Consider the following 24,798-nt stretch of genomic DNA (forward strand, 5'->3'; position numbering starts at 1 on the left):
CTCCCAGACGATCATTCTGCGTAGAGAACAGAAATGATCACCCAGGACCACGGGCGTCCTGCGTCCAGGGCCACCAACAGCCCTACCCATCACGCACAGTGACTGCCAGTCAGTACACGCAAAGGGCACACCGCTCAACTTCGAAGACCCCACAAACTGACCGGGGGCGGGGCGGTCGGGGCCAGTGCCCGCACCGGGCTATAGCCCTCCAGCCTCAGAGGCCAGAAGTCAGTTTGATCGAGTTGTACGGTGTCAGGTCCACGTCGTAGTAGTACGTGGGGGGGATGTAGTGGGGGCAGCTGTTTCCGTAGCTGTCCGTGCAGAGCCACATGATGGCGCTACCAGTCTGGTTGTTGAACACCCTGTGTGTTCCGTACTCGTTGTAGAGCTTGTACGTCCCGTAGTTGTAGTACGTGTGCTCCGGGGTGGTCCACGCTGTCGTGGGATAAATGCAGGCGTAGCCGGTCGAGCATCCGAAGAGCGCCGCCTGCGCCGGTCCTGCCGTGGCGGCCGCCTGCGCCGGTCCTGCCGTGGCGGCCACCAGCCCGGTCGGGACGGCAAGCGCCGCCACCGCCAGTGCTGCCAGCCTCGCCCGTTGTATTGCTCGCATGTCTGATCCCCTCCCCTTACCCCGCGGCTCTTTGCCGTGGGCACACGTCATGTAAGAGCGACCGAAGCGCTGGAAGGTTGCGTTCCTCTTATTTCGATCTTACCGGTCACGCCCCGTAGTCCCAGATCAAGGTCCGTGTCGGCCATGTCGCCTCGTGTCGCTCTCCGTCCGCCGTGGGGCGATCAAATGGCGGCGAGGCCCAGCCGCGTCGCACCACGCTTACCGGACACGAGCGCCTGCTCGTCCTTCAGCAGCGTCCAGTGACACGCAGAACCTCCCCGTCGTCTCCCTGACGGATCACGCCGAGGAGACGCTCGGCGCGCTGATCAGCCGCATGCTGGACTTCGCCCCCAGCATCTCGGCCGTGCGCCGCGTGGCCCAGCAGAAGGGCCTCAGGCTGATCCGCGAGTCAGACGGAGACCAGCAGACCACCCAGCTCACGGAGGCTTCCGTGCAGCACACGCTCGGCGCGGTGGTGAGCGAGGTCGGGGCGCTCGACCGTGCCGAGCTGTACCTCAAGGTGGGTCGCAAGGTAGCCCGCATCGACGTCTGAGGCTGGGACCCAGCGCCGTCCCACCCCTGTGGGTCGGCGCCGTGCTATTTGGGGGGTCCCCAAAGTCGAGCGGGCGCGTAAGGCTCAGTTGGATCCGGCGTTCTACAGGTGGTCGCCGATTACATGGAATCGAGTCTCCATTCGAGCCAGAGCGGTTCACGGATGCCCAGGACACACAGAGAATGCATGTCGACCGCACAGCGGTGGTCATACGATCCAGAAGTCGGCGCGTTCTTCCAGACGCCGGTCGCCGAGGATGACAAGTTCGTTCAGCACGGTCGCCGGGAGAAGGTAGAGCCGAATCTGGTCCTCATCGCGGTCGATCAGTTTGCGCAGGGTGCCGCGCAGCTGCTGGACCGCCTTCTTCGTCGGCAGCGTGACTTCGAAGACGCTGTACTGGACGCGTGCGCCGTGCGCGGCCAGGGTGTCGGAGATTTCGCTGCGCCGGTCGTCGTCGGCGATGTCGTAGCTGATCAGGAGAGTGTAGGGCACGAGGTCACCGCCAACTGATGGGTATGTAGGCGGGGACGCGGTCAGCGATGACATCCGCGAGGTGGCGGGCCTGGACGGTCAGGGCGGTGCGGTAGGAGACGCGTCGGCCCGCGGTCGGATGGTTGGCCACGGTCAGCATGCGGCGCTCGTATGCCGCGAGGAACGTGTAGAGAGCCTCGCGGTCCATACGGCAGCCCTTGCCCTCGTCCTGCGTGGTGAAGCCGCTCGGGCTGAGCTTGCCGGACGTACACAGCCCGATGACCAGGTGATCCACGATCAGCGGGCGGAACTCTTCCATCAGATCGAGCGCGAGCGACGGGCGCCCGCGGCGCATCTCGTGGAGGAAGCCCACGCCGGGGTCGAGGCCCGCAAGTTCGACCGCGGCAGCGGCCTCGCGGGTCAGGAGTGTGTATCCGAAGGACAGCAGCGCGTTGACCGGGTCCGGAGGCGGGCGCCGACGCCGTTGGACGAAGGACCACGTAGGGCCGAGGATTTTACCCAAGGTGACGAAGTGGTCACGGGATGCCGCGCCTTCGACGCCCATGAGCGCCGCAGGGGACGTGGCCAGCAGCGCGTTCTTGCGGGCCTCGAGGAGTCGGGCTGCTGTGGGCTCGGTCGGCTCAAGGTGGCCGGCTCGTGCGGCGCGCAAGAGACACGTGCGCATGTTGGCGATCTTTCCTGCGACGAAGGCTGTCGCCAGGTCCAGCTTCGCCGCGTTCCTGTCGGCAAGACGGTGCTGAGCGTGGCGGAGTTCGACATCCGGCCCGTCCGGTCCGGTAAGGCGGCCGAGGAACTCCCCGTCCTCCTCGGTGAGGACGACCTCGATACCGTGCACCAGCGCCTTGCGGAGGAACGGAGTGGTCAGCATGGCAGGCGCGGCGCAGACCACCTGGTGGACACGGTTGAGCGGGCTGCGAGGAGTTGCTTGTCGCGGCGCATGACGCGGAGGCGGGAGCCCTTGGTACGCAGAGATGAGCCGGGCTCGGTGATGTAGACCGTCGACTCCAGCGGGGAGACGCGCGTAGGCGTGTGGGTGCCGGACCGGGATGTGGTGATCTTGCCCAGGAAGTCGACGCCCTCGTCAAAGCGCTCGATGCGGGACTTGCTGTCGTTGAGTTCAAGGTCAAGGCGCTTGAGGGCCTCTCTTGCCAGCTCCAGGACCTTTTCGCCTTCGGAGTGGGTCGCCACAGGGACGGCGAAGTCGTCGCTGTAGCGCAGGACTCGGTGACCCACGCGGAGCAAATCGCGGTCGAAGGCGTCGAGATACAGGTTCGTGAGGGATGGTGAGAGCGAACCGCCCTGATGCAAACCGCGCCCGGCCGGATGCGACGCGCCGCCGGACCGACGCCGTGACGATTGACGAGCCGGCCGATCAGGTGGCACAGCTCGGCGTCGGGGACGATCTCGCGTAACCGGGTCAACGCGGGCCAGCGGGGCACCTGCTCGAAGCAGTCCTTGATATCGGCACGGACGACCCACCGGGCACCCTCATCGCGCGCTGCGGCAAGATCGTGCAGGGCGTCAGCCACAGAGAGGCCCTTGCGGTAGGCGTAGCTCCAGGGGAGGAGAACGGCGTCGATGTGGTCATCGACCACCTCCATGAGGGCACGCTCAACGATGCGGTCCTCGACGGCGGGCACGGTAAGGAGGCGCTTGCCGCCTGACCGCTTGTCGATCTCCATCGCGTAGACGGGCGACGGCGTCCACGTGCCGGTACGAAGAGCCTGACTGAGCACCGCCAGACGGCCGAGCACGCCCTTGGCGTAGTCGGCGACCTGCTGGTTGACCTTGCCGTCTGCGAGGTCGTTCTCCTGCACCTCGCGCCACGCGGAGAGCAAGGCGGACTCGGAAGCGGCACGGTGGAGCAGTTCGGCCACGGGGCTCCCTTCGGGGTGAATAACAGAGTTATGCCTTGCGGGCCTTTCGTTCCTGCGGAACAGACCTTCGAGTTCCAAACCAACGGCTTCAGGTACGGTTTCTATGCCCTGCGGGCCTTTCGTTCCTGCGGAACAGCGCAACCGCGATTTCAAGAGCACCGCGAATCCGGTGCCGTTTCTATGCCCTGCGGGCCTTTCGTTCCTGCGGAACCTTCGACAACCGCATCGACGGCCTCAGCGACCGCATAGTTTCTATGCCCTGCGGGCCTTTCGTTCCTGCGGAACTCACTCTGCACTGAGCTGGCTGTCGCGGAGATGAAGTGTTTCTATGCCCTGCGGGCCTTTCGTTCCTGCGGAACGGACCCTGACAACAGGACGAACAGGAACAAGACCAGTTTCTATGCCCTGCGGGCCTTTCGTTCCTGCGGAACCTCGCCTACCACGTCTACGCGACGACCAACTCCGGCCGTTTCTATGCCCTGCGGGCCTTTCGTTCCTGCGGAACCCTTCGGCTCGGGCGAGGCCCGTGGCCTGCGATGATTGTGCCCGTTGCGCGGGACTGCTCGCCAGTAGCTTGTTTGATCTGTGGCGTGCGTCACAAGATCCGCTTCTGTGGCTGCGACCTGCGGGTTTGGCTCGCGCGAGAATCAGCCTCCGATGGCTCTTGACGGTGAGGGCGGTTACGGGTCCTTCGCGCCGCCTCTCCGTCCGTCTTCCGCGCGTGGTGCTGTGGCATGGTGATCGTCGTCCAGCCAAGGCCGTGGGTGGTCTGGGCGCCGGTGCCGGCGAGTTCGGCGAAGTGGGAGAGCGCCGTGAAGGCCGACGCCACTTCGGGGTGGACCGAGCGTGGCAGGGTGAAGGTCGCTTGGCCAAGGAAGCCGATGCGGTGGCCTTGGGCGATCTCGACGGGGGCGCTCTTCACGTCGTGGGCGGTGAGGAGGACCGTCTCCCGGAGTTCGGTGATCAGCGGGTTCGGCAGCGGGGTCTCGGCGTAGGCGTTCCAACGGCGGGCGAGGCTCGTGTAGAGGAGTTCGGCGTCCGGGAGGGGGATCCAGCGGCCGCTCCGTGTGAAGTGGGTGACGGACAGGAAGTCCATGGTCACGCGCTCGACAGGGGGGAGGGCGAGCAGGGTGGCGTAGGCGGCTCCCTCGGCGTTGATGTCCTCGATAGTGAAGAACTGGCCGCCGAAGCGGACCTGTTCGCCGACCCGTTTCTCCAGTGCCGGCACGGTTTGGTCGTCGAGCCAGCCCAGGGTGAGGAGCGCGTACCCGGGGGCCTGCGGGGCCTGGAGGAGGGGGGTGATCGAGAACGGTTTGGTCTGGCCGTGGTGGTCGGCGCCTGCGCCCTCCAGGAGGGCGCAGGCCAGGCCGTGCAGTTGGGCTGGGGTGATACGGGAGGGGCGGGTGCCGTCGTCCGGGCGGAGAAGGAGGTGCCAGCGTCGGGGCATCAGTGCTCCTCGTCGGGGCGGAGGGCGGCTCCGATCGCGAGCGCGCGGCAGCCGGTGATCTGGCCGTCGGCGTCACGGGTGACGTCGTGGGGGACGAGGAGGTCGGTGCGGTGAGGGAGGGCGTCGGCCACGAGACGGGAGACGATGTGCCAGGTGTTCGGGGACGGCCCGGGGAGGCCTGTGACGTCTGCGAAGCCGACGCGGACGAGAGGGACTGCCACCTCGCCGTCACCTGGTGCGCCGTCGCCCAGTGCCAGCGTTCCCGCCGCATGACGGATTTCGCGGCAGCGGGCCGGGACGGTTGCCGGCGGAAGGTCGCACAGTGGTGTGCCGTCCTGGTGGAGGAGTCTGATGGCATGCGGGGTGCGGTTCACGAGCCGCTGTGGCGCCTTCACGGCAGCTGTCCTGCGGGGGCGGCCGGAGGTGCGCCCGTGGGCGCGGCTGCGTTGAGGAGGCTGCTTTCGTGGCGGATGACGGTGACGTGGTCGTTCTTCATGAGCCAGCCGACGGCGATGGTGATCGGCAGGGGCGCGTTGATGAAGAGCTGTACTTCGATGTTTGTGTGGCCGGACTGCTCGGCCCAGGCCTGCTTGGCGGCGATGCAGCATCGGTAGGTGTAGTTCGCCACGGCTTCAAAGACTTCGGCGTCTTTCGTCTCTGGTAGCCGTGCCGAGGCCGCTTCCAGGACGGCGTGGGCGCCGCAGGGGTTTCCGCTTGCTTCGTGGTTGTCGGGGGTGAAGACGTAGCCGGTGTGGGTGGCATCGCTGGGGCGGCGCACGCGGCCTGTCTCGGCGACTCCGGTCGCGTCCGCGGTCATGGAGGGTGCGAAGGACAGCCGGACGATGAACGCGAGCCGGTGCTGGTGCTCGGCCGGACATTCAGGGTTGGCGACGAGAGTGGGGCCGCCCGTGCCGGGGGGTTGTTTGAGGTGGGCGGTGAGAAGGGGCTCCTGGTCGGAGGTGAGGGGGTCCCTGAGGTGGTTGCCGAGTGTCAGGCCGGGGACGACGGTCTGCTGATCGGTGCTGGAGAGGTGCATGACGGACAGGGAGGAGTAGGTGTCCCGGGCGAGCCGGCGCCCGAGGTGGAAGCCGTCGTACAAGTGGGCGAGCGGGTAGAGCGTGACGGAACCGTCGGCGCCGCTGGTCTTGATCTCTTCGACGCGGGCGTCGATGAGTTTCGCGAGGAGATCCATGCGCGCGTCCAGGGAGAGCTCCCGGCCCCCGGGGCGCAGTAGTTCCCGGTCGATGACGAGGGTGCTGCTGTGGTTCTTCTTCGATGCCTCGGTCAGGTCGGAGACCCGATTGCCCTGCGGGTTCGGGTAGAGGGAAAGGACGACTCCCACGCCTCGTTCGCGGACGAGTGCCCAGCCGAGGACGACGACCAGGAGCATCCCGAAGAAGACCAGGCCGTAGAACCAGGCCGAGTCCCACCACTTCTCCAGCAGGTTGGGGATGACACCCATGGCGATCGCTGATGCCCCGGCCACCAGAATGACGCCGACGGCCTCGCGGCTGCGCAGGAATCGCCAGAACTGGCGGTACCAGGCCTGCTGCATGACGAAGTCACTGCCCTCTCGATGAGATGTCGGGACGGGTCGGATCAGGTCGTGGCGCGTACGAACGTCACGGGAGTGGGGCCGGGAAGTTCCAGGAGTTCGAAGGACAGGGCGTGGGCGGCGTCGGGGAGCGGGCCGGCCTGTTTGTCGTCCGGGCCCCAGGGGGTTCCGCGGCGGACGTGGGCAGTGACCGGTTGGCCGTCGCCACTCTCGCCGGGGTGGAGTGCGGCGACCAGGGCGTGGTGGACGTCGATGCGGAGCCTGACGCATCGGTGCGTGTCCCATGCCCACAGGTGCGTCGTCTGCGGGACGTCCTGCGGGAGGTCGTCGGCTGGTGCGACGTGGAAGCCGTCGAGGTCCGACCAAGCGCACACCGTCCCCGTCAGCAGGGTCCGTGCCTCGGGCCACGGCATGCGTCCGTGGCGGTGCAGGCGGGCCGCGGTTGGGGTCGCCTCATAGCGAGGGCTGGGGGATGTTGCTGTCGTCATGCCGGGGCCTCCTCGGTGAGCGCGGCGTGGTGCAGTCGTAGCGTCTCGACGGCCCTCGTGCGTTCCCGCCCCAGCAGGTGGCCGGTGGCGGACAGGGCGGTGAGCGTGCCCTGGCCGCGGGTGGTACCGGCGCCGATGCCGAAACGGCCGGCGGCGAGGTCGTCAAGAGCGAGGAGAAGGGCGGCGCGGGCGAGCTCGGGGATGTCGCGGTCGTGGCGGATGCTGACGGTCACGGTGCCGTTCTCGATGGTCTCCTCGGTGTAGAGGGCCGCGTCGCGGGCGCCGCCGAAGACACGGTCCAGGGCGACGTGGTTGCGGATCCGCACGGTGCTCTCGCGGACCACGGTGTCGGCGAAGACGAGGCGGCCTCGGGCTCCGACGCTCGGCGGGGGTTCGGCGTCGGGCGGGGCCTGTTTGTGGGCGCCGGTGCGTTCCGTCCAGCCGAACGCCTCACAGAGCACGCAGTCTCCGCACGGGCCGGCGTTCTCGCCGACGGAGGAACAGGCGTTCAGGCCGACGGAGCGCAGGATGAACTCGCAACGGGCGCGCAGCACGCCCTTCCAGGTGCTGCCCGGCACGATCGGGAGGTTGTCGTGGTCGCGCAGGATGGCGGAGACCCCGGTCCGGTGGCCGGGGCGGTCGAGGACGTTGCCGCTGCCGATGTGGAGGGCGTCGGTGATACGGAACTGCAGCGGCTGTCCGAAGAGCTCGGGCAGGAGGCTTGGGACTGCGTCCTTCTCGTGGTCGTAGACGACGGTGGCGTGGTCGTCGACGAGTGCGGGACCGCCGGTCATGAGCCAGTGCCGCATGCCGTCGGCGGTGTCGAGGTCGATCGACCGTTTGAGGACGCGGGTGAGGAGGGCCTGTCCGTGGCCGGTCGTGCGCCCGCGGCCGACAACGGGCCGCCAGGTGGCGAGGAGGTCGACGAGTTCGTCGAGGAGCGGTGATTCGAGGCTCGGGGTGTCCAGGCGCAGCCAGAGCAGGATCTTCGTTTCCGGGGGCAGGAGTTCGCGGCTGTGGAGGGTCTTCGGCTGGGCTGCGGCCCGGTGCCGGTCGATCGCCGTTCGGCGCCGGATCTCCAGTTGCTGAGCGGGCTCGAGCGGCTGAGGGAGGTCCAGTCGTGTGCCGAGCAGGCGGATCGGAGAGGCGATAGCGACCGTCTCGGACGGCGGCGCGTCTGTGCCGTTGCCCGGGCGGACGTTGCCGAAGAGCGCTTCCTCGCGTCCTGTGCGATGTGCTTGTTGGCGCAGGGAGCCGGCGGGGGAGGTGCCGGGCAGGTAGGGGCGGTCCCACGCGTCGCGGGCCACGGGCAGGTCGGGGCGGAGGACGGAGCCGATGGTGAGGCTCTCGGGAGCCGTGACCGCTCCGGCGGTGGCCAGTTCCAGTTCGGCGCGCAGGATGTGCACCACGCTCATGACGACTGCTCCTCATCGGTGTTCAGGCGGTGCAGTGCGGCCAGGCGGGCCAGGGTGCGGTCCAGGGTGTCGGGCGTGGTGCGCAGCAGCAGGTCCTGGACGTCCCGTCGGAGTTCACCGGGCAGGTTGCGCAGTCGGGAGCGTTCGAGGAGGGCGTCGTGGGGCGGGTTGCCGGCGGCGCGTTCCTCGACGTAGGGGCGGAGCTGGTCGATGAACCAGGCGCTGTGGCCCGACCGGTACAGCATCCGCGCGTACGACTCCGCCGGATCCACGGCCTCATGCCCGGTCGGCGCCTCCTCCGTCACGGAGCCGCCGGGTGGGGCCCAGGCGCTGGTGGCGGTCTCGAGGGCGCCGAACCCCTCGTTGCGGCGCAGCCCGATCCCGCGCCCCGCGAGCGCCAGCAGGGCCTCGGGCGCGGGCGGTTTCTCGAAGGTGAGGAGCAGCACCGTCCCGGCGCTCACCGCCAGCTCGACGGGCTTGGGCAGGTTCGACGCGGCATGCCAGCCGCCGACCCGCTCCCGCCGGGCCCACACCCGCTCCACCCGCACGATGCGCGTGGCGAGCACGGAGGACAGTTCGGCGCCGAGTGCCTCGCCCAGCCGGTCGCGGTCGGCCAGGTCGAGAGGGAGACCGCTGGCGTCGGTGAGGATCGCCGGGGCGGTGAGTCTCAGCGCCACTCGCTCACCCGTCTCCGGAAGGCGCGGGGAGGCGGTGGCGGCGCTGTAGGTGACGCCGCCGCTCGTTCCGCGCCGACCACCCAGCCGCAGGCCCCGGCACCGGTTCAGCCAGCTTGCCGCCGCCTCGGGGAGATCGTCGGCGGTCGCGATGCGGCCGTGGAACTGCCGCTCGTCGCCGTTGCTGTCCTGGTGGGTGAGGGCCCGGCGGGTGAACAGGTCGCCTTCGGAGGCGACCTGCCGTTCGTCGTGGATCTCCAGATGGGTTCGCTGGACGACGAGACCGCCCGCGGCACCACCGAAGAACTCCACCTCCCCCCGCCCGGGGGTCAGTGGGCCTCCGCAACTTCCGCAGTACGGGAAGGAACTGTCGTCGAACGCATCGTCGGGGTGGATGCCTGCGCATCGCTGGTACTTGCAGCGCCGCACCGACAGCGGCACGATCTGCGACCCAGTGGCGAACAGCGGCCCGTAGACGGTCTCGGATTCGAAGAGGGCGACGAACTCCTGCCGCAGCTGCGGGGGGACCTTGTTCGGCAGTCCGTGGTCCCGGATCCACGCCGCGGCGAGCGCACCGCGCAGGACGGACCCGGGAATATGGTGCTGGGTCTGCACCGGCGCGGTGCCCGCGGGGCGGACACCGAGCGCGAGGGGCTGGTGTGCGGTCACCTGGACGTCAAGAAGCATGCTGCTGGCCCCAGTTCGCGGCGAGCGCACGGAAGCGGTCGACGAGGGCCGCGTCCACGACCGGATCGGCGGTCATGCACTCCACCCAGCCCAGCCCGCGCCGCCGGTCGGATCCGATGCTGTGCACCCCGGCTGCCGCGCACGCCAGGACGGCCAGGTGGTCGTCCTCGCTCAGCGGCGACTGCGGCAGCAGCGCGTGCCGCGTGACGTCGAACTCGGCGCTGCGGGCCCAGACCTCCTCGCCATACAGGAGGTGATCGCGCTTGGCCGCACCTGTCTTCGCGTCCAGGGACACACGGGCCCGCGTCCTCACCTGGGGCTCGTAGGGGAAACGGGCCGAGGACCAGGCCCACACGGTGGGCTTCCGGGGCCCGCCGAACACGTGCTCCACCAGGTCCGGCAGGCCGGGCAGGAGCCTTTCGGCGGAGTCCCGCATGAGGCCCTTCAGTGAGGACGCCGGCAGCAGCTCGCTTCGGTCGACGGCCGCGTCGATCCCCGGCCGGGGTACACCCGTGGCGACTCGGAACGGGCCATGGAACACCATCGTCACGCGCATGGCCACCACCTGGCGATGTTGAGGGCCGCACCGAGCCGGATCCTGGTGGGCGGCGGCGCCTCTTGCTGGTCGAAGGGGGAGAGGAAGGGCTGCACCGCTTCGAGATGGCCGACCCGGTGCGCGATCACGGCAGCGGTGATCTCACCATCGGAGCGCACCGCCTCCGTGAGACGGGCCCGATGGCTGGCGTGGACGGAGGCCAGTGCGGACAGCGCCCTCGCCTCGGGAGTGGGATCACCGGCGGGGGCGCGCAGGGTGGACAGGAGGAGCGGCTCGTGCCGGGGCGCCTCGGTGCCGTCGGCCGTGATGTCCAGCCACTGCACGGAGGCCGCCTTGCCACGCACGGCCCGCTTGGCCTCGCGCAGGCGCTGGCCGGCGGATTCCGCGAGCAGGTTCAGCGGATAACCGGAGTGGGCGAAGACGATGCCCGCCGACGCAGTCGGAGCCTCCAACGGCGGTTCCCCCTCCGAGCGTCCGGCGCGACGCCTGTTGAGCACCTCCAGGAGGTCGGCGGTCGCCGTACGGACGGCTTCGCCGAACTCGTGCAGGAAGGCGAGCGTGAAGGCCCATGCCTGGTCGGCGGGCAGGCTCACCAGCACATCGTCACCACCGACGACGTGCGGGACGACCACCACCTGGTCGCGTTCGTCCGTCAGGGGCAGGCTCACCGTCGCCTCTGTCAGCGCATCCCGTGTGGCCGCGGAGAGGGACTGGGAGATGCTCCTCTTCCAGTCCCTCATGCGGGGATCGTCACTGCCCTCCTGGGCGAGCGCCTTGAAGAACTCCCCGAAGGCGTTCCCGTCAATGGACACGGTTGCCAGGTGGTTGCGGCCCGACTCTGCGCGGCCCAGAGCGGCCAGCGCCGCGAAGTCCTCCGGGGCGGGGTGGGTCACCGGCAGGCTGTCAGCCAGCCGACCTTCCGGACTGCGCTCGTCACCCGCCGATCGACTGCGCGGCACGTTCCGCATCGAGCAGTCCGGGCACAGCCGCTGCTTCTTTCCGGTGACCGTCTCCCAGGTGGCCGCAGGGTCCATGTGGCACATCGCGCAGGGGACGGCGAGCGGGAACTCCGCGGGCGCCGGCAGGTCGAAGCGGACATCACCCGCCTCGGTCTTCGGATGGATCTCCTTGTCGTAGGCGTTGAGGTAGTACTCGCCCCGGCCCCAGACCGAGTGGAACTCCGCCCCCGGCAGTGCTGTGCGCAAATGCGCGAACACCCGGTCCTGCAGGCGCCCAACTTGCGCTTCGAGGTCTTCACCTGGGACCGGGGTGAAGCAGAGACTGACGACCCCGTCCGCCTCGCCGGCCTCGACGTTCACCTCCGCGAGGTTTCCGACCACCTTCTCGATGGCTCCGGGAGCGGTGGCGCGGGCGAGGCTGTCGCTGGCGGCGCGGTGCCCGCGTAGACCGGGCGTGCGCGTCAGATACGACTGGATCCGGATGGCGCCGAAGTCCACGTACACAGGGGTTTCGCCGGTGTGGGTCGCGGTCACTTCCCGCCCTTCCCCTTCTTCTGGGGGATCACCTTCATCGTCATATCCGAGCGCTGCGCCGCCGAGGACGGCAATTGCACGTAAGGATTCGTCCGCGAGCCGGACGTCTCCTTCCAGAACGTGAAGCTCGCCTTCAGCACCTCGGGATTGAGTGGTCGCTCCGGGTCGGGAATCGGCTGCGCCGGCGGATACCACACGCGGTCGGCCGGTGCCCAGTCCAGCCGTAGGACCTTCGTCAGCTGGCGCTTCCAGACGTCCCGCATGTCATCCCCCGCCGACTTGCGGAACGCCGCCACCGCCTTCTCGACGTGCAGGTCTGGCGCCTCGGCGCCCAGATAGCGACTCTCCGCGGAGTCCAGTTCCCGGATCCTCACCTCCGCGGTGCACGTGCCGAACCCGAGCGGTCGGCCACCGCCCAGAGCCCAGCCGTACCGGGGGCGCTCCTCGTCCTTCGGGTCGAAGTGGTGCAGAAGCAGACCCGGGTCCAGCGAGCACAGCAGCCCGCCCAGAGCGACCGCGTCGAGGTTCTCGAACCGGACCTCCGCGGTGAACTGCGCGCCCTCTGGCACCGACTGCGCCTTGGAGAGCAGCTTGTTCTCCGAACCGTACAGGTCGTGGAAATCCTCCCGGCTGCCGCCGCGCGCCCGGAAGTACGGCCGCTTGCCAGCATTCCCGGTGAGCCAGTAGTGCTTGCGGCCCCGCAACCGGCGCCCATCGCCGCTGTCCGCCTCCGAACCCCACTCCCGCAGCGCCTTGTCCGGGGCGGACGTGGCACTCTTCCCTTGCAGGCTGTTGTCCCGGGTCAGGTAGAACTGCCCCGCACCCGGCTTCGGAGCGCCCAGCGGCGGCAGGAACTCCTCCTCCAGCTCATAGGCCTCGGCCGGTACGGCGTCACCGAAGCGCAGGTGTCCCCGGTACGCCCTCTGACGGGCACCGCCCCCCTTGCCGTCGCCGCCCTCCGCGTCCACCGAACCGAACAGCCGGCAGCTCGGACACAGCTCCCGCGGGTCCCGGCAGGCGCGGGCGTACGCGTGGACCCGCCCGCCTGACTTGATACGTCCACCGGGATGCCGCCAGATCACCGACAAGGAGATCCCGCGAAGACGCACCGACTGCCCCGCCTGCTCCGGATCCACCCACACCACCTGCCCCGGACGCAGCTCCCGCCGTGCCGGATCCCGGTAGCCGACCAGTCCGAGCCGCTTGTCCCGGTGAAACACGGGCACCGGCCCGTCCTTCCGGGGAGACGAGCCGCCCGTCGACGGCTGCCGGTATTCCTGGACATCCCGCGTGCCGTCCACGGCGTCGAGGTACTCCTGCCACACCTCGTCGGGTAGAACAACCTCCAACGAGCCGGGCTCCAGCTCGCCGGTCGCGCAGAAGTGCCTGCCAGGCAGATCCCCCCCGCCGTCCGGGTTCTTCCGCGTGTCATGCCGAGCCCCGGAGTCGGTCACCAGCACCACCGACTCCCCGCCCTCCTTGACCTCGAACGGCTCCCCCAACTCCAGCCGCCCCAGCGACGACCGGACGCTTCCACTCAGCAGCGTGACCCGCGCCCCGGTCGTCAACTTCGAGGCCCCGCCGAGAGCCTTGTGCAGCGCGGCGTACTCCACCCACACCGTCTCCCCGCACAACCGCAACCGCGACGGGACCCCCCGCTCGTCAACCTTCTCGACCAGCGCCAACCGCCAGGAACCCGTCTTGACCTGTGCCTCATCGCGGTAGCCGGGCCGGAACCCGGAGTCGAACACCCGCAGGCAGCCACCGGCGAGCGTCTCATGCAGCGACCGCACGGCACCGGCCAGCGACGACCCCGGCACGAACGGCACAGGCTTGTCGAAACCAGAGAAGTGACGCATGGGGAACGCGGAGTCGTCACCGTCATAGACGTTCCGCAGCATCAACGGACTACGCGCCGTCAGGGTCACCTCCAGCACACCGCTGAACCGGTCCGGCTGCAGTCGCCCGTGCCCGGGCGGCGCCGAACGCCAGTCAGGGGACACCTCCTTCGGCAACTGCACGAAGGTGTACGGATTGACGAACTCGTACTCGCTCACACTACGCCCCCCCGAATCCCCAGCCAAGCGCGCTACCGTGACAACACCCGACGTTGTGGGAACTTAACGGTATGACGGGTCGTCAGTGCAAGCCGATCCATGAAACATCCACAAGTCGACGTCACGTGAGGCATCACCCCACGGAGCGGAGGTCCGACACCGACCAGAATGCCAGGCCAGAAGGGGGCTCACGAAGGGATCGTCTGCGCGCCGAGCTGGTGCGCGCAGCGCACGCCCCGAGACCCGCACCCCCCTCGAAGCCACGTACCTCAAAATGTCCGCCTCGGAGAACATCCGACGCGTCGGCGTGAGCCCAGCAGCCACTACTGCCGTTGCTTCGACGGCAAACGCAGGCGCGAGCTCAGCACTCTCCTCCGGCAGTGCGGCGAACAGCCGCTCAAGGTCGAGCATCGCGGTCTCCAGCTCGTCATACGACCGCTGACGCACCGGCAGCCGGCGACTCTCACGGGCAGAGCAACGGCCTCACCGCACGCCAGGAACGGCCCCGACTCGAGCAGTCACCTCCTGAACGAGCTCGTCACTTTGAGCGATCCCCTCATGGAAGAATCGTGCGCCCATTGCCGCACCCGCTGGCGAGGCCACGCCCCGCCGCCGCGCCGCCAGACCGTAACCGTCCCACCTCGCCGAGCGCCCTCAAGGCCGATTTCCGCGCGGGCCAAACCCGCAGGTCGCGAACCCGGAAGCGGATCTTGTGACGGGCATCACAGATCAAACAAGTCGCTGGCGGGGAGTCCCGCGCAACGGGCACAATCGTCACAGGTCACGGGCCCCTCCCGTGCTGAAGGGTTCCGCAGGAACGAAAGGCCCGCAGGGCATAGAAACACGGAGCCGAAGCAGGCACCCGGCACTTTGCTGGGGACGGTGGTTCCGCAGGAACGAAAGGCCCGCAGGGCATAGAAACAGTCGTGCGGCTGGGAGTTGTCTACCACGACACTGCGTTCCGCAGGAACGAAAGGCCCGCAGGGCATAGAAACTCTTCTGCCAGAAGGCATTTATCTTCTTCAGGATTCCGGGTTCCGCAGGAACGAAAGGCCCGCAGGGCATAGAAACGCGATTGCGAGCCCACGGCCCCGGCAAACTGACGGCCCTGCGGTGGCGTGAGACCGGGCACGGCGGCCAGACGGACGAGCAATCCGTCCCGGTAGACCACGCCGAGCCCTCGAGATGTCAGGCGTTCGCACACATACCGGTCTGCCGCGCACGACGCCAATCCGTCGGCCAGCGACACGGGCACGCGGACGCGGACGACTCGGCGTCCCCGATCCCTTGCGCACCCATCGCAGGTGGCCGGTGAGTCAAGAGCAGCCAAGCACTGCTCCCTCAACTGGCGCGCGGGTGCGGCGCCGGGCGGACGATCCGCCCGTAGGGACCCACCGCCTCAGGCCGGAACGCGGCCCGGCCCGGCTCGGGTCTGCATTTACGTCCGGGCCGACCGTCCCGACCCTGCCTGCTGTAGGGCGAGCGCGACCCGCTGCTGCGCGTGTGTCGGCCGCGCACGACACCCCCGCCGCTGCAGGGCGCCTGGCTAACGCACATCGGTACTCTGGAGCGCAGTGACCGCGCTGCCAGCAGTCGCTGGGGCATTGGTCACCCGGTGTGTTCGTGACGGGGAGACGGGCGCCACCACAGCCGGTCGCCCCTGGCCGGTGGCCGGTGGCCGGTGGCCGGTGGCCGGTGGCCGGTGGCCGGTGGCCGGTGGCCGGTGGCCGGTGGCCGGTGGCCGGTGGCCGGTGGCCGCCATAACCGTGCCATTGTCGACCAGGTGACGGACAGGGCAGCAACTCCGTACCGGCGTCTCGCCCACCTCTCTGCCCTGGGACTTTTCAGGGACTTTCAGTGCTGTCCGAGGGACTTCCGAGCGACTTTCCGCCGCCTAGCGCGGCAAGCCCCTGAAAGATCGGAAAGAGCCTCCGCTGCAGGTCAGAGGCCTTTTACCAGGCAAAGGCGCAGGGAGCGGCGGACGAGTCGGGCTGTACGCCGGGTTCAGGCCGAGAGGGGGCCTTCGCAACCAACGTCTCGCCCGCATCCGCGACGGTTCCACTTCCCATGTTCGACGGCTCCCACCACGGACTCGAATCTGCGCCCAGTGCCATTGTGGCGCTTCCCTGTCCGACAACCATCCTGCGACGGGCCCCAGTCAAGCGCACACGCGCACCGGGGCCCCGACACCACCTTCAACGGCCCGCGGCATCCGGCAGCTCACCCGCGCCCGAGCCCTGATCGAACCCGCCGGCGGCCAGATCGTCACCGAGTACTTCGACATCGGCCACAGCCGGTCCCTGCCCTGGCAGCGCCGCCCACACGCCAACGAACTCCTTCAAGCGCTCCGCGACCCGCTCCGCGGGTTCGACGCGGTGGTGATCGGGGAGCCGCAGCGCACCTTCTACGGCAACCAGTTCGGCAACACCTTCCCCGTCTTCGTCCACTTCCGCATGCTCTGGGTACCGGTGGTCGGTGGTCCCATCGACCCGGACAACGAGGCCCACGACCTGGTCATGTCCGTCTTCGGCGGTATGAGCAAGGGTGAACGCAACCGCATCAAGATCCGGGTGCGCACGGCCATGAGCTCCCAGGCCAAGCTCCAGGGCCGCTACTTCGGCGGCCGACCGCCCTACGGCTACCGGATCACCGACGCCGGACCCCACCCCAACCCCGCCAGGGCGGCCGCAGGGACAGCGCCTGCACAAACTCGAACCCGACCCCACCACCGCGCTCGTCGTACTGCGCATGTTCACCCAGTACGTCGACGGCATGAGCGACGAAGCCATCGCCCGTCGACTCAACCGCGACGGCATCCCCTGCCCCTCCGCCCACGACGCGGCCCGCAACCCGCACCGCACGAAGATCGCATGGCAGGCCGGTGCGGTCAGAGCGATCCTCGGCAACCCCCGCTACACCGGTTACGAGGTCTGGAACAAACAACGCAAGGAAGAACGCCTCATCGACGTCGACGACGTCACCCTCGGCCATCGCACCCACATGACGCACAATCCCTGCGACGAGTGGATCTGGTCCAACGAGCCCGCACACGACGCGCTCGTCAACAAGGAACTCTTCGAGGCCGCCCAGACGGCCCGCAGACAGCGAGCCCACGCAGGCCGACAGCAGGAGCGCCCAGGCCGGCAAAGCCGCCGACGGGCCTACGTTCTGCGGGGGCGCGTGCGGTGCGCACTGTGCGGACGGAAGATGCAGCCTTCCGGGATCCGCGACCGCGTCTACTACCGCTGCGAGTTCAAGCAACAGGAAACAGCCCTCTACCCCGACCTCGACCACCCGCGGACCATCAACCTGCGCGAAGATCGTCTGCCAGCCCACTGGACACCTGGATCACCCGAACCTTCGCCCCGGACCGGCTCACCGCCACTCCCACCGCGCTCAGCCAGGCCAGTCACGCCGCGAGTGCGGCACAGCCCCAGAGCCCCGAGCAGGTCCAAGCCCGCCAGGCGATCAAGGAATGCGAGCGGCGCCTCGCCCGCTACCAGGCGACCCTCGACGCCGGAGCCGACCCAGCCGTCGTCACCCAGTGGATCAATGAGGCGCAACGCGACAAGAAAGCGGCACAGAGGAAGCTCGATGCCCTGCCATCCGCCACTCGGAAGAAGGAACCACCCCTCACCCCCGACCAGATCCGGGAGATCACTGAGAGACTCGGAGACATCACACAACGCATCCAAGCAGCCGACCCCGACAAGAAAGGCCCGCTCTACGAGGCCCTGGGCATCACGATCACCTACGAAAACGCAACGAGGACCGCGACCGTAAGGTCGAGGCCCTCGCTTCCGTATCGTTATCGCGAGTCGAGTCGAGTGTCCGAGGGGGGACTTGAACCCCCACGCCCGATAAAGGGCACTAGCACCTCAAGCTAGCGCGTCTGCCATTCCGCCACCCGGACCAGGTGTGCCGCGGGGCCCCCGCGGCGACACGCACAACGATACCAAGGATTCGGAGTGCGTTTCGCCTGCGTACAGGTGCCGCCCCGAGCCGTGCCGACCTGCGGGGACGGGGGCTCGGGGCGGGGCCTGGTCACGGTGGGTGATCAGTCGGGCATCAGATGGTAGTCGGGAAAGTTGCCGGGGAGGCGCTCGGGCTCGGGGCCCTCGGTGACCGCGCGGACCAGGAGGTCGCCGCCGACGAAGGCGCCGCGCCAGGAGGCGCCGAAGCCGCCGAAGAGCTCGTCGCGGTCGCCGCGGGAGCGGGGCTTGCCGTGGCCGACCTTGAAGGCGCGGATCTGGGGGGCGAGGCGAGTGTAGGTGTCGGGGTCGTCACAGGAGAGGGTGGCGACGAGGGCGCCGTTGCTGGCGTTCATGGCGGCGAGCAGTTCGGCCTCGGTGTCGACGAGGACGATGGTGTCGACGGGGCCGAAGGGTTCGGCGTGGTGGAGAGGGGAGGTGGAGGGCGGGTTCAGGAGGGTGACGGGGGCCACATAGGCGGAGAGGTCCTGGCCGGGGAGGAAGTCGCCGTCGGCGAGGTCGCCGCGGTGGAGGGGGACGGCGCCGCGGTCGATGGCCTCGGCGACCTGGTCGGCGAGCTCCTTGGCCTTGGCGGCGTTGATCAGGGGGCCGAAGTCCAGGTTGGGGAGATCGTCGGAGGGTGAAGCGACCGCGAGGGGGTGGCCTACGCGGATCGCGCGCACCGCGGGCAGGTAGACGGAGAGGAACGCGTCGAAGGCCGAGCGCTGGACGACGAAGCGCGGGTAGGCGGTGCAGCGCTGCTTCGCGTAGTCGAAGGTCTTGCGGATCTGGGGGGCCAGCGCGTCCCAGTCGGTGAAGTTCCAGATGCCCCAGGCGTTGAGCCCCTCCTGTTCCAGGATGTGGCGCTTGCCGAGGTCGGCGACGGCGGTGGCGACGCTTGCGCCGGTGTCGCGGCCGCCGACGAAGGAGACGCAGCCGATCTCGGGCGAGCGGACCAGGGCCTCGGAGAGCTCGCCGCCGCTGCCGCTGAGGAGCGTGACGGGGATGCCCTCGCGGGCGGCGAGCGCGGAGGCGAGGGTGAGGCAGGCGAGGCCGCCGTCGGTGGGGGTCTTGGCGATGACGGCGTTGCCGGCCAGCGCCTGGACGAGCATGGCGTGGGCGAGGACGCTCATCGGGTAGTTCCAGCTGGCGATGTTGGAGACCGGGCCCGGGAGCGGGGCGCGGCCCTCGACCATGCGGTCGATCTCCTCCACGTACCAGCGGACGCCGTCGATGGCCCGGTCCACATCGGCCTGGGCGAGCCGCCAGGGCTTGCCGATCTCCCAGACGAGGAGGAGGGCGAGCAGCTCGCGGTGTTCGGTGAGCGCGTCGAGGGTGGCGGCGACCCGGGCCCGGCGCTCCGGGAGGGCGATGTGCCGCCAGCGGCGGTGCTGGTCGAGTGAGGCGCGTACGGCCTGGTGGGCGGTGTCCGCGTCGAGGCGCGGCGGGCCCGCGATGGGGCTGCCGTCGATGGGGGTGGTGGCGGGGAGGGCACGGCCGTCGGCGTGCCAGGTGCCGTCCCAGAGGTTGAGGACTCTGTCGCCCTGGAACGCCTCGGGGGCCAGGGCCAGGCAGCGCTGCCAGGCGTCGTCCCAGGCGGTTCCGGGCTTGAGGGTGAGGGTGGGTGCCATCGGGTGTCTCCGCTCTCGTTCGCACAGCGGGGCGGGGTGGCGTTCGTACGTCACGCGTGGTGTTCGTACGGGGAGGAAGGTAGCGGTCGGGGCGTGATGTGGTCTCGATTCCCGATCAGGTATGGCTTACATCACGCGCTTCGGCCAGCCGGGTCGGCCAGAAGGGCCAGGACCTGACCGGCGGTCTCCGTCGGGGTCGCCCCGACCCGTACGCCCGCCGCCTCCAGCGCCGCCCGCTTGGCCTCGGCGGTGCCCGAGGAGCCGGAGACGATCGCGCCCGCGTGGCCCATGGTCTTGCCCTCGGGGGCGGTGAAGCCCGCGATATAGCCGACGACCGGCTTGGTGACCTGGTCGGCGATGAACCGCGCGGCGCGTTCCTCGGCGTCGCCGCCGATCTCGCCGATCATCACGATCACATCGGTGTCGGGGTCGGCCTCGAAGGCGGCGAGCGCGTCGATGTGGGTGGTGCCGATGACCGGGTCGCCGCCTATGCCGACGCAGGTCGAGAAGCCGATGTCGCGCAGTTCGTACATCAACTGGTAGGTGAGGGTGCCGGACTTGGAGACCAGTCCGATCCGGCCGGGCTTGGTGATGTCGGCGGGGATGATGCCCGCGTTGGACTGGCCCGGGGAGATCAGCCCCGGGCAGTTGGGGCCGATGACGCGGGTGCCGCGCTGTCGCGCGTACGCCTGGAAGGCCACCGCGTCGTGCACCGGGATGCCCTCGGTGATGACGACGGCGAGCGGGATCCCGGCGTCGGCCGCCTCGATGACCGCGGCCCGAGCGAAGGGCGGCGGTACGAAGAGGACGGTCACATCGGCGCCGGTGGCATCCATGGCCGTGCGTACGGAGCCGAAGACGGGCACCGTACGGCCGTCGAAGCCGGCCTCGGCCCCGGCCTTGCGCGGATTGACGCCGCCGACGACATCGGTGCCGGCGGCGAGCATCCGGCGGGTGTGCTTCATGCCCTCCGCTCCGGTCATGCCCTGGACGAGGACCTTGCTGTCCTTGGTGAGGAAGATCGCCATGATGGGCCCCTTCAAGCGGCGAGTTCGGCGGCCCGCGCGGCGGCGCCGTCCATGGTGTCGGCCTGGTGGACGAGCGGATGGGCGAGCTCGGCGAGGATCGCCCGGCCGCGTGCGGCGCTGTTGCCGTCGAGCCGGACGACCAGCGGTTTGGTGAGGGTGACGGTGTCCAGGGCGCGGACGATGCCGTCGGCCACCGCGTCGCAGGCGGTGATGCCGCCGAAGACATTGACCAGGACGGAGCGGACGTCCGGGTCGCCGAGGACGACGGACAGGCCGTCGGCCATCACCTGCGCCGAGGCGCCGCCGCCGATGTCGAGGAAGTCGGCGGGGCGGGCACCGCAGCCCGCGACGACGTCCAGGGTGGACATGACCAGGCCCGCGCCGTTGCCGATGACGCCGACGTGGCCGTCCAGCTTGACGTAGTTCAGCCCGGCGGCCGCCGCCCGCGCCTCCAACGGGTCGCGGGCCACGTCGTCGTCGGCGTCGCCCCGCGCGGGCTGCCGGAAGCGGGCGTTGTCGTCGAGGGTCACCTTTCCGTCGAGGGCGACGATCGCGCCGTCGCTCGTCAGCACCAGCGGATTGACCTCGACGAGCAGGGCGTCCTCGGCGACGAGCACGGTCCACAGCCGATGGATCGTCGCCGCGGTCTCGGGCGGCAGCCCACCCGCCGCGGCGATCTCGGCGGCCTTGGCCTCCGTCACTCCCTCCGCCGGGTCCACCGCGATCCGGGCGACCGCCTCGGGGCGGCGCGCCGCGACGTCCTCGATGTCCATACCGCCCTCGGCGGAGACGATGGCCATAAAGCGCCCGGCGGCCCGGTCCAGTACGTAGCCGACGTAGAACTCGTGCTCCACCGCGACCGGTTCGGCGACCATCACCCGGTGGACGGTGTGGCCCTTGATGTCCATGCCGAGGAGCTGCCGGGCCGTCAGTTCCGTTGCGGCCGGGTCCGCCGCGAGCTTCACGCCGCCCGCTTTGCCCCGGCCGCCGGTCTTCACCTGGGCCTTGACGACGACGCGGCCACCGAGCCGCTCGGCCGCGGCGCGTGCGGCCCGCGGCGAGTCCACGACCTCCGCTCGCGGCACCAGTACGCCGTGTTCTTGGAAGAGTTCCCGTGCCTGATGTTCGAACAGGTCCATGCCCGCTCCTTGGGTTCCGGTCAACAGCGCTGCGTCGAGCGCTTGGTCGAACGAGTGGCGCGCGCCCCCTGGACATCGATCGGCCGATGCGGGATAACAAGGTTCATACAGTATTCGTCGACTGTATGCAATCTACCGCGAGGCAGCTCCGACCCCTACGAAGGGACGCGATTCGCCATGCCCGACGACAGCCACCAGGACCTCATCTCCGGCGGGCACCTGGTCGCCAAAGCACTCAAAGCAGAAGGCGTCGACGTCATCTACACCCTCTGCGGCGGCCACATCATCGACATCTACGACGGCTGCGTCGACGAGGGCATCGACGTCATCGATGTACGCCATGAACAGGTCGCCGCCCACGCCGCCGACGGCCATGCCCGGATCACCGGCAAGCCCGGCTGCGCCGTCGTCACGGCCGGCCCCGGCACCACCGACGCGGTCACCGGCGTCGCCAACGCCTTCCGCGCCGAGTCGCCCATGCTGCTCATCGGGGGTCAGGGCGCCCACAGCCAGCACAAGATGGGATCCCTCCAGGACCTCCCGCACGTCGACATGATGACGCCGATTACCAAGTTCGCCGCCACCGTCCCGGACACCGCCCGCGCGGCCGACATGGTCTCCATGGCCTTCCGCGAGTGCTACCACGGCGCGCCGGGCCCCTCCTTCCTGGAGATCCCGCGCGATGTGCTGGACGCCAAGGTCCCCGTGGACAAGGCGCGCGTCCCCAAGGCCGGGCAGTACCGGGCCTCCACCCGTAGCGCCGGGGACCCCGAGGCCGTCCAGAAGCTGGCCGATCTGCTGGTCCAGGCCGAGAGGCCGGCGATTCTGCTGGGCAGTCAGGTGTGGACCTGCCGGGCGACCGACGCCGCCACCGAGCTGGTACGGACGCTCAATGTGCCCGCGTACATGAACGGCGCGGGGCGCGGCACCCTGCCGCCCGGCGATCCGCACCACTTCCAGCTCTCGCGCCGCTACGCCTTCTCCAAGGCCGATCTCATCGTCATCGTCGGCACGCCCTTCGACTTCCGGATGGGCTACGGCAAGCGGCTCTCCCCCGACGCGACGGTGGTTCAGATCGACCTCGACTACCGCACGGTCGGCAGGAATCGCGATATCGATCTCGGGATAGTCGGTGACAGTCATCAGATTCTGTCAGCCGTCACCCAAGCGGCGTCAGGCCGCATCAATGGAGGCGCGGGCAAGCGCAAGGAGTGGCTGGACGAGCTGCGCGCCGCCGAACAGACGGCCATCGAGAAGCGGCTGCCCAGCCTCAGGTCCGACGCCTCCCCCATCCATCCGTACCGGCTGGTCAGCGAGATCAACGACTTCCTCACCGAGGACTCGATCTACATCGGCGACGGCGGCGACATCGTCACCTTCTCCGGCCAGGTCGTCCAGCCCAAGTCCCCCGGCCACTGGATGGACCCGGGCCCGCTGGGGACGCTCGGTGTCGGCGTTCCGTTCGTGATGGCCGCCAAGAAGGCCCGCCCCGACAAGGAGGTGGTGGCGCTCTTCGGAGACGGCGCGTTCTCCCTGACCGGCTGGGACTTCGAGACGCTGGTCCGCTTCGACCTGCCGTTCGTCGGCATCGTCGGCAACAACTCCTCGATGAACCAGATCCGTTACGGCCAGAAGGCCAAGTACGGCGATGAGCGCGAGCGGGTCGGCAACACCCTCGGCGATGTGCCCTACGACCAGTTCGCCCGGATGCTCGGCGGCTACGGCGAGGAGGTCCGCGACCCGGCGGACATCGGCCCGGCGCTGCGGCGGGCCCGCGAGTCCGGGAAGCCGTCGCTGATCAACGTCTGGGTGGACCCGGACGCGTACGCCCCCGGAACGATGAACCAGACGATGTACAAGTAGGGAGCCACCGCCATGTCCAAGGCTCTTGAGGCCAATCAAGCTCTGACGGGCTGCCGCGTCCTCGATATGACCCACGTACAGTCCGGTCCCTCCGCCACCCAGCTGCTCGCCTGGCTCGGCGCGGACGTCATCAAGCTGGAGAACACCACCGGCGACATCACGCGCAAGCAGCTGCGGGACATCCCGGGCGTCGACTCGCTCTACTTCACGATGCTCAACTGCAACAAGCGGAGCATCACCCTCAACACCAAGAGCGAGCGCGGCAAGGAGCTCCTGACCGAGCTGATCCGGCGCAGCGATGTCCTCGTGGAGAACTTCGGTCCGGGCGCGGTGGACCGGATGGGCTTCACCTGGGAGCGCATCCAGGAGATCAACCCGCGGATCGTCTACGCCTCGATCAAGGGGTTCGGCGACGGCCCGTACACCAAGTTCAAGGCCTACGAGGTGGTCGCGCAGGCCATGGGCGGATCGATGTCCACGACCGGCTTCGAGGACGGACCGCCGCTGGCGACCGGCGCCCAGATCGGCGACTCGGGCACCGGGGTGCACTGCGTGGCGGGCATCCTCGCCGCGCTCTACCAGCGCACCCGCACCGGGCGCGGCCAGCGGGTCAATGTGGCGATGCAGCACGCGGTGCTGAACCTGTGCCGGGTCAAGCTGCGCGATCAGCAGCGGCTGGCGCACGGCCCGCTCGCCGAATACCCCAATGAGGACTTCGGCGACGAGGTGCCGCGCTCGGGGAACGCGAGCGGCGGCGGCCAGCCCGGCTGGGCGGTCAAGTGCGCGCCCGGCGGGCCGAATGACTACGTCTATGTGATCGTCCAGCCCGTCGGCTGGGAGCCGCTCACTCAGCTCATCGGCCGCCCCGAGCTGGCCGAGGACCCGGAGTGGGCGACGCCCGAGGCGCGGCTGCCGAAGCTGGCGAAGATGTTCCAGCTGATCGAGGAGTGGTCCAGCACGCTGCCGAAGTGGGAGGTGCTGGAGGCGCTGAACGCCCACAACATCCCCTGCGGGCCGATCCTGTCGACCAAGGAGATCGTCGAGGACGCCTCGCTGGCGGCCAACGAGATGGTCGTCCGGGTCGACCACCCCGAGCGCGGCACCTTCACCACGGTCGGCTCACCGCTCAAGCTCTCCGACTCCCCGGTCCGGGTCGACCGCTCCCCGCTGCTGGGCGAGCACAACGAAGAGGTGTACGTCGGGGAGCTCGGGCTCGGCGACGAGGAAGTGCGGCTGCTCAAGACGGACGGAGTGATCTGACG

Annotated in this window: 21 protein-coding genes, 1 tRNA gene, 1 pseudogene and 2 CRISPR repeat arrays; of the genes and pseudogenes, 4 read left to right on the plus strand and 19 right to left on the minus strand. The window is 69.2% G+C overall.

Features of this window, described 5'->3' with window-relative positions; genetic code table 11:
• Nucleotides 1-214 precede the first annotated feature (214 nt).
• On the minus strand, nt 215-610 hold the full coding sequence (locus ABZS71_RS25615; protein WP_356213888.1) for a hypothetical protein: 396 nt from the start codon (nt 608-610) through the stop codon (nt 215-217).
• A 334-nt stretch (nt 611-944) separates the two neighbouring features.
• On the opposite strand from ABZS71_RS25615, the gene ABZS71_RS25620 reads away from it, so the two are divergent.
• The gene (locus tag ABZS71_RS25620) at nt 945-1,163 is read left to right on the plus strand and encodes a hypothetical protein (RefSeq protein WP_356213890.1); all 219 of its coding nucleotides are present in this window, start codon (nt 945-947) and stop codon (nt 1,161-1,163) included.
• Between the two features lie 207 nt (nt 1,164-1,370).
• Here the strand turns inward: ABZS71_RS25620 and cas2 are convergent, their stop codons facing one another.
• The 14 genes and pseudogenes from cas2 to ABZS71_RS25690 form a co-directional block, all read right to left on the minus strand.
• Nucleotides 1,371-1,655: a CRISPR-associated endonuclease Cas2 gene (cas2, locus tag ABZS71_RS25625; RefSeq protein WP_356213892.1), complete on the minus strand. Its 285-nt coding sequence runs from the start codon at nt 1,653-1,655 to the stop codon at nt 1,371-1,373.
• 4 nt (nt 1,656-1,659) lie between these two features.
• The gene (gene cas1 / locus ABZS71_RS25630) at nt 1,660-2,523 is read right to left on the minus strand and encodes a CRISPR-associated endonuclease Cas1 (protein ID WP_356213894.1); all 864 of its coding nucleotides are present in this window, start codon (nt 2,521-2,523) and stop codon (nt 1,660-1,662) included.
• Complete coding sequence (locus ABZS71_RS25635; protein WP_356213896.1) at nt 2,517-3,134, minus strand: reverse transcriptase domain-containing protein; 618 nt, start codon at nt 3,132-3,134, stop codon at nt 2,517-2,519. Before ABZS71_RS25635 ends, cas1 begins: the two co-directional genes overlap by 7 nt.
• Nucleotides 3,077-3,337, minus strand: a pseudogene (locus tag ABZS71_RS25640) (reverse transcriptase domain-containing protein); the annotation flags it as partial. The gene ABZS71_RS25635 and the pseudogene ABZS71_RS25640, both read right to left, overlap by 58 nt.
• A gap of 219 nt (nt 3,338-3,556) precedes the next feature.
• A CRISPR array of direct repeats spans nt 3,557-4,037; the repeat unit is 37 nt; unit sequence GTTTCTATGCCCTGCGGGCCTTTCGTTCCTGCGGAAC.
• Between the two features lie 90 nt (nt 4,038-4,127).
• A complete protein-coding gene (gene cas6 / locus ABZS71_RS25645) occupies nt 4,128-4,979 on the minus strand; it encodes a CRISPR system precrRNA processing endoribonuclease RAMP protein Cas6 (protein ID WP_356213898.1) in 852 nt (283 codons plus the stop codon).
• On the minus strand, nt 4,979-5,200 hold the full coding sequence (locus ABZS71_RS25650) for a hypothetical protein (RefSeq protein WP_356213900.1): 222 nt from the start codon (nt 5,198-5,200) through the stop codon (nt 4,979-4,981). The genes cas6 and ABZS71_RS25650 overlap by 1 nt, the downstream gene beginning before the upstream one ends.
• Before the next feature lie 170 nt (nt 5,201-5,370).
• A complete protein-coding gene (locus tag ABZS71_RS25655) occupies nt 5,371-6,534 on the minus strand; it encodes a hypothetical protein (RefSeq protein WP_356213902.1) in 1,164 nt (387 codons plus the stop codon).
• Nucleotides 6,535-6,578: 44 nt separating this feature from the next.
• Nucleotides 6,579-7,022 carry a hypothetical protein gene (locus ABZS71_RS25660; RefSeq protein WP_356213904.1) on the minus strand — a complete coding sequence of 148 codons (444 nt, stop codon included), beginning with the start codon at nt 7,020-7,022 and terminating at the stop codon, nt 6,579-6,581.
• On the minus strand, nt 7,019-8,437 hold the full coding sequence (locus tag ABZS71_RS25665; RefSeq protein ID WP_356213906.1) for an RAMP superfamily CRISPR-associated protein: 1,419 nt from the start codon (nt 8,435-8,437) through the stop codon (nt 7,019-7,021). The genes ABZS71_RS25660 and ABZS71_RS25665 overlap by 4 nt, the downstream gene beginning before the upstream one ends.
• Nucleotides 8,434-9,798, minus strand: coding sequence for a type III-B CRISPR module-associated Cmr3 family protein (locus ABZS71_RS25670; protein WP_356213908.1), 1,365 nt, complete (start codon nt 9,796-9,798; stop codon nt 8,434-8,436). Before ABZS71_RS25670 ends, ABZS71_RS25665 begins: the two co-directional genes overlap by 4 nt.
• Nucleotides 9,788-10,354 carry an RAMP superfamily CRISPR-associated protein gene (locus ABZS71_RS25675; RefSeq protein ID WP_356213910.1) on the minus strand — a complete coding sequence of 189 codons (567 nt, stop codon included), beginning with the start codon at nt 10,352-10,354 and terminating at the stop codon, nt 9,788-9,790. The genes ABZS71_RS25670 and ABZS71_RS25675 overlap by 11 nt, the downstream gene beginning before the upstream one ends.
• On the minus strand, nt 10,345-11,847 hold the full coding sequence (locus ABZS71_RS25680; protein WP_356213913.1) for a hypothetical protein: 1,503 nt from the start codon (nt 11,845-11,847) through the stop codon (nt 10,345-10,347). The genes ABZS71_RS25675 and ABZS71_RS25680 overlap by 10 nt, the downstream gene beginning before the upstream one ends.
• Nucleotides 11,844-13,904: a hypothetical protein gene (locus ABZS71_RS25685; RefSeq protein ID WP_356213915.1), complete on the minus strand. Its 2,061-nt coding sequence runs from the start codon at nt 13,902-13,904 to the stop codon at nt 11,844-11,846. Before ABZS71_RS25685 ends, ABZS71_RS25680 begins: the two co-directional genes overlap by 4 nt.
• Before the next feature lie 805 nt (nt 13,905-14,709).
• Nucleotides 14,710-14,975: direct repeats of the CRISPR family, unit length 37 nt; unit sequence GTTCCGCAGGAACGAAAGGCCCGCAGGGCATAGAAAC.
• Between the two features lie 1,124 nt (nt 14,976-16,099).
• Nucleotides 16,100-16,351 carry a hypothetical protein gene (locus ABZS71_RS25690; RefSeq protein ID WP_356213917.1) on the minus strand — a complete coding sequence of 84 codons (252 nt, stop codon included), beginning with the start codon at nt 16,349-16,351 and terminating at the stop codon, nt 16,100-16,102.
• Nucleotides 16,352-16,676: 325 nt separating this feature from the next.
• Between ABZS71_RS25690 and ABZS71_RS25695 the strand changes: the two genes are divergently transcribed.
• Nucleotides 16,677-17,687, plus strand: coding sequence for a recombinase family protein (locus ABZS71_RS25695; RefSeq protein ID WP_356213981.1), 1,011 nt, complete (start codon nt 16,677-16,679; stop codon nt 17,685-17,687).
• 45 nt (nt 17,688-17,732) lie between these two features.
• Here the strand turns inward: ABZS71_RS25695 and ABZS71_RS25700 are convergent.
• The 4 genes from ABZS71_RS25700 to sucC all read right to left on the minus strand — a co-directional run bounded on the left by ABZS71_RS25700 (nt 17,733) and on the right by sucC (nt 21,673).
• Nucleotides 17,733-17,817, minus strand: a tRNA-Leu gene (locus ABZS71_RS25700).
• Nucleotides 17,818-17,961: 144 nt separating this feature from the next.
• Nucleotides 17,962-19,506 (minus strand): aldehyde dehydrogenase family protein, encoded by a 1,545-nt coding sequence (locus ABZS71_RS25705; protein WP_356213919.1) that lies wholly within the window; start codon nt 19,504-19,506, stop codon nt 17,962-17,964.
• 131 nt (nt 19,507-19,637) lie between these two features.
• Nucleotides 19,638-20,534 (minus strand): succinate--CoA ligase subunit alpha, encoded by an 897-nt coding sequence (gene sucD / locus ABZS71_RS25710; RefSeq protein ID WP_356213921.1) that lies wholly within the window; start codon nt 20,532-20,534, stop codon nt 19,638-19,640.
• Nucleotides 20,535-20,545: 11 nt separating this feature from the next.
• Nucleotides 20,546-21,673, minus strand: a complete 1,128-nt coding sequence (gene sucC / locus ABZS71_RS25715; RefSeq protein ID WP_356213923.1) for an ADP-forming succinate--CoA ligase subunit beta — start codon at nt 21,671-21,673, stop codon at nt 20,546-20,548.
• 177 nt (nt 21,674-21,850) lie between these two features.
• Between sucC and ABZS71_RS25720 the strand changes: the two genes are divergently transcribed.
• A complete protein-coding gene (locus ABZS71_RS25720) occupies nt 21,851-23,536 on the plus strand; it encodes a thiamine pyrophosphate-binding protein (protein ID WP_356213925.1) in 1,686 nt (561 codons plus the stop codon).
• A 12-nt stretch (nt 23,537-23,548) separates the two neighbouring features.
• Nucleotides 23,549-24,796, plus strand: a complete 1,248-nt coding sequence (gene frc, locus ABZS71_RS25725) for a formyl-CoA transferase (RefSeq protein WP_355842898.1) — start codon at nt 23,549-23,551, stop codon at nt 24,794-24,796.
• Nucleotides 24,797-24,798 lie beyond the last annotated feature (2 nt).

Origin of the sequence: Streptomyces sp. NPDC005393, assembly GCF_040606675.1 — a bacterium.
In the GTDB taxonomy this organism is placed as follows: domain Bacteria; phylum Actinomycetota; class Actinomycetes; order Streptomycetales; family Streptomycetaceae; genus Streptomyces.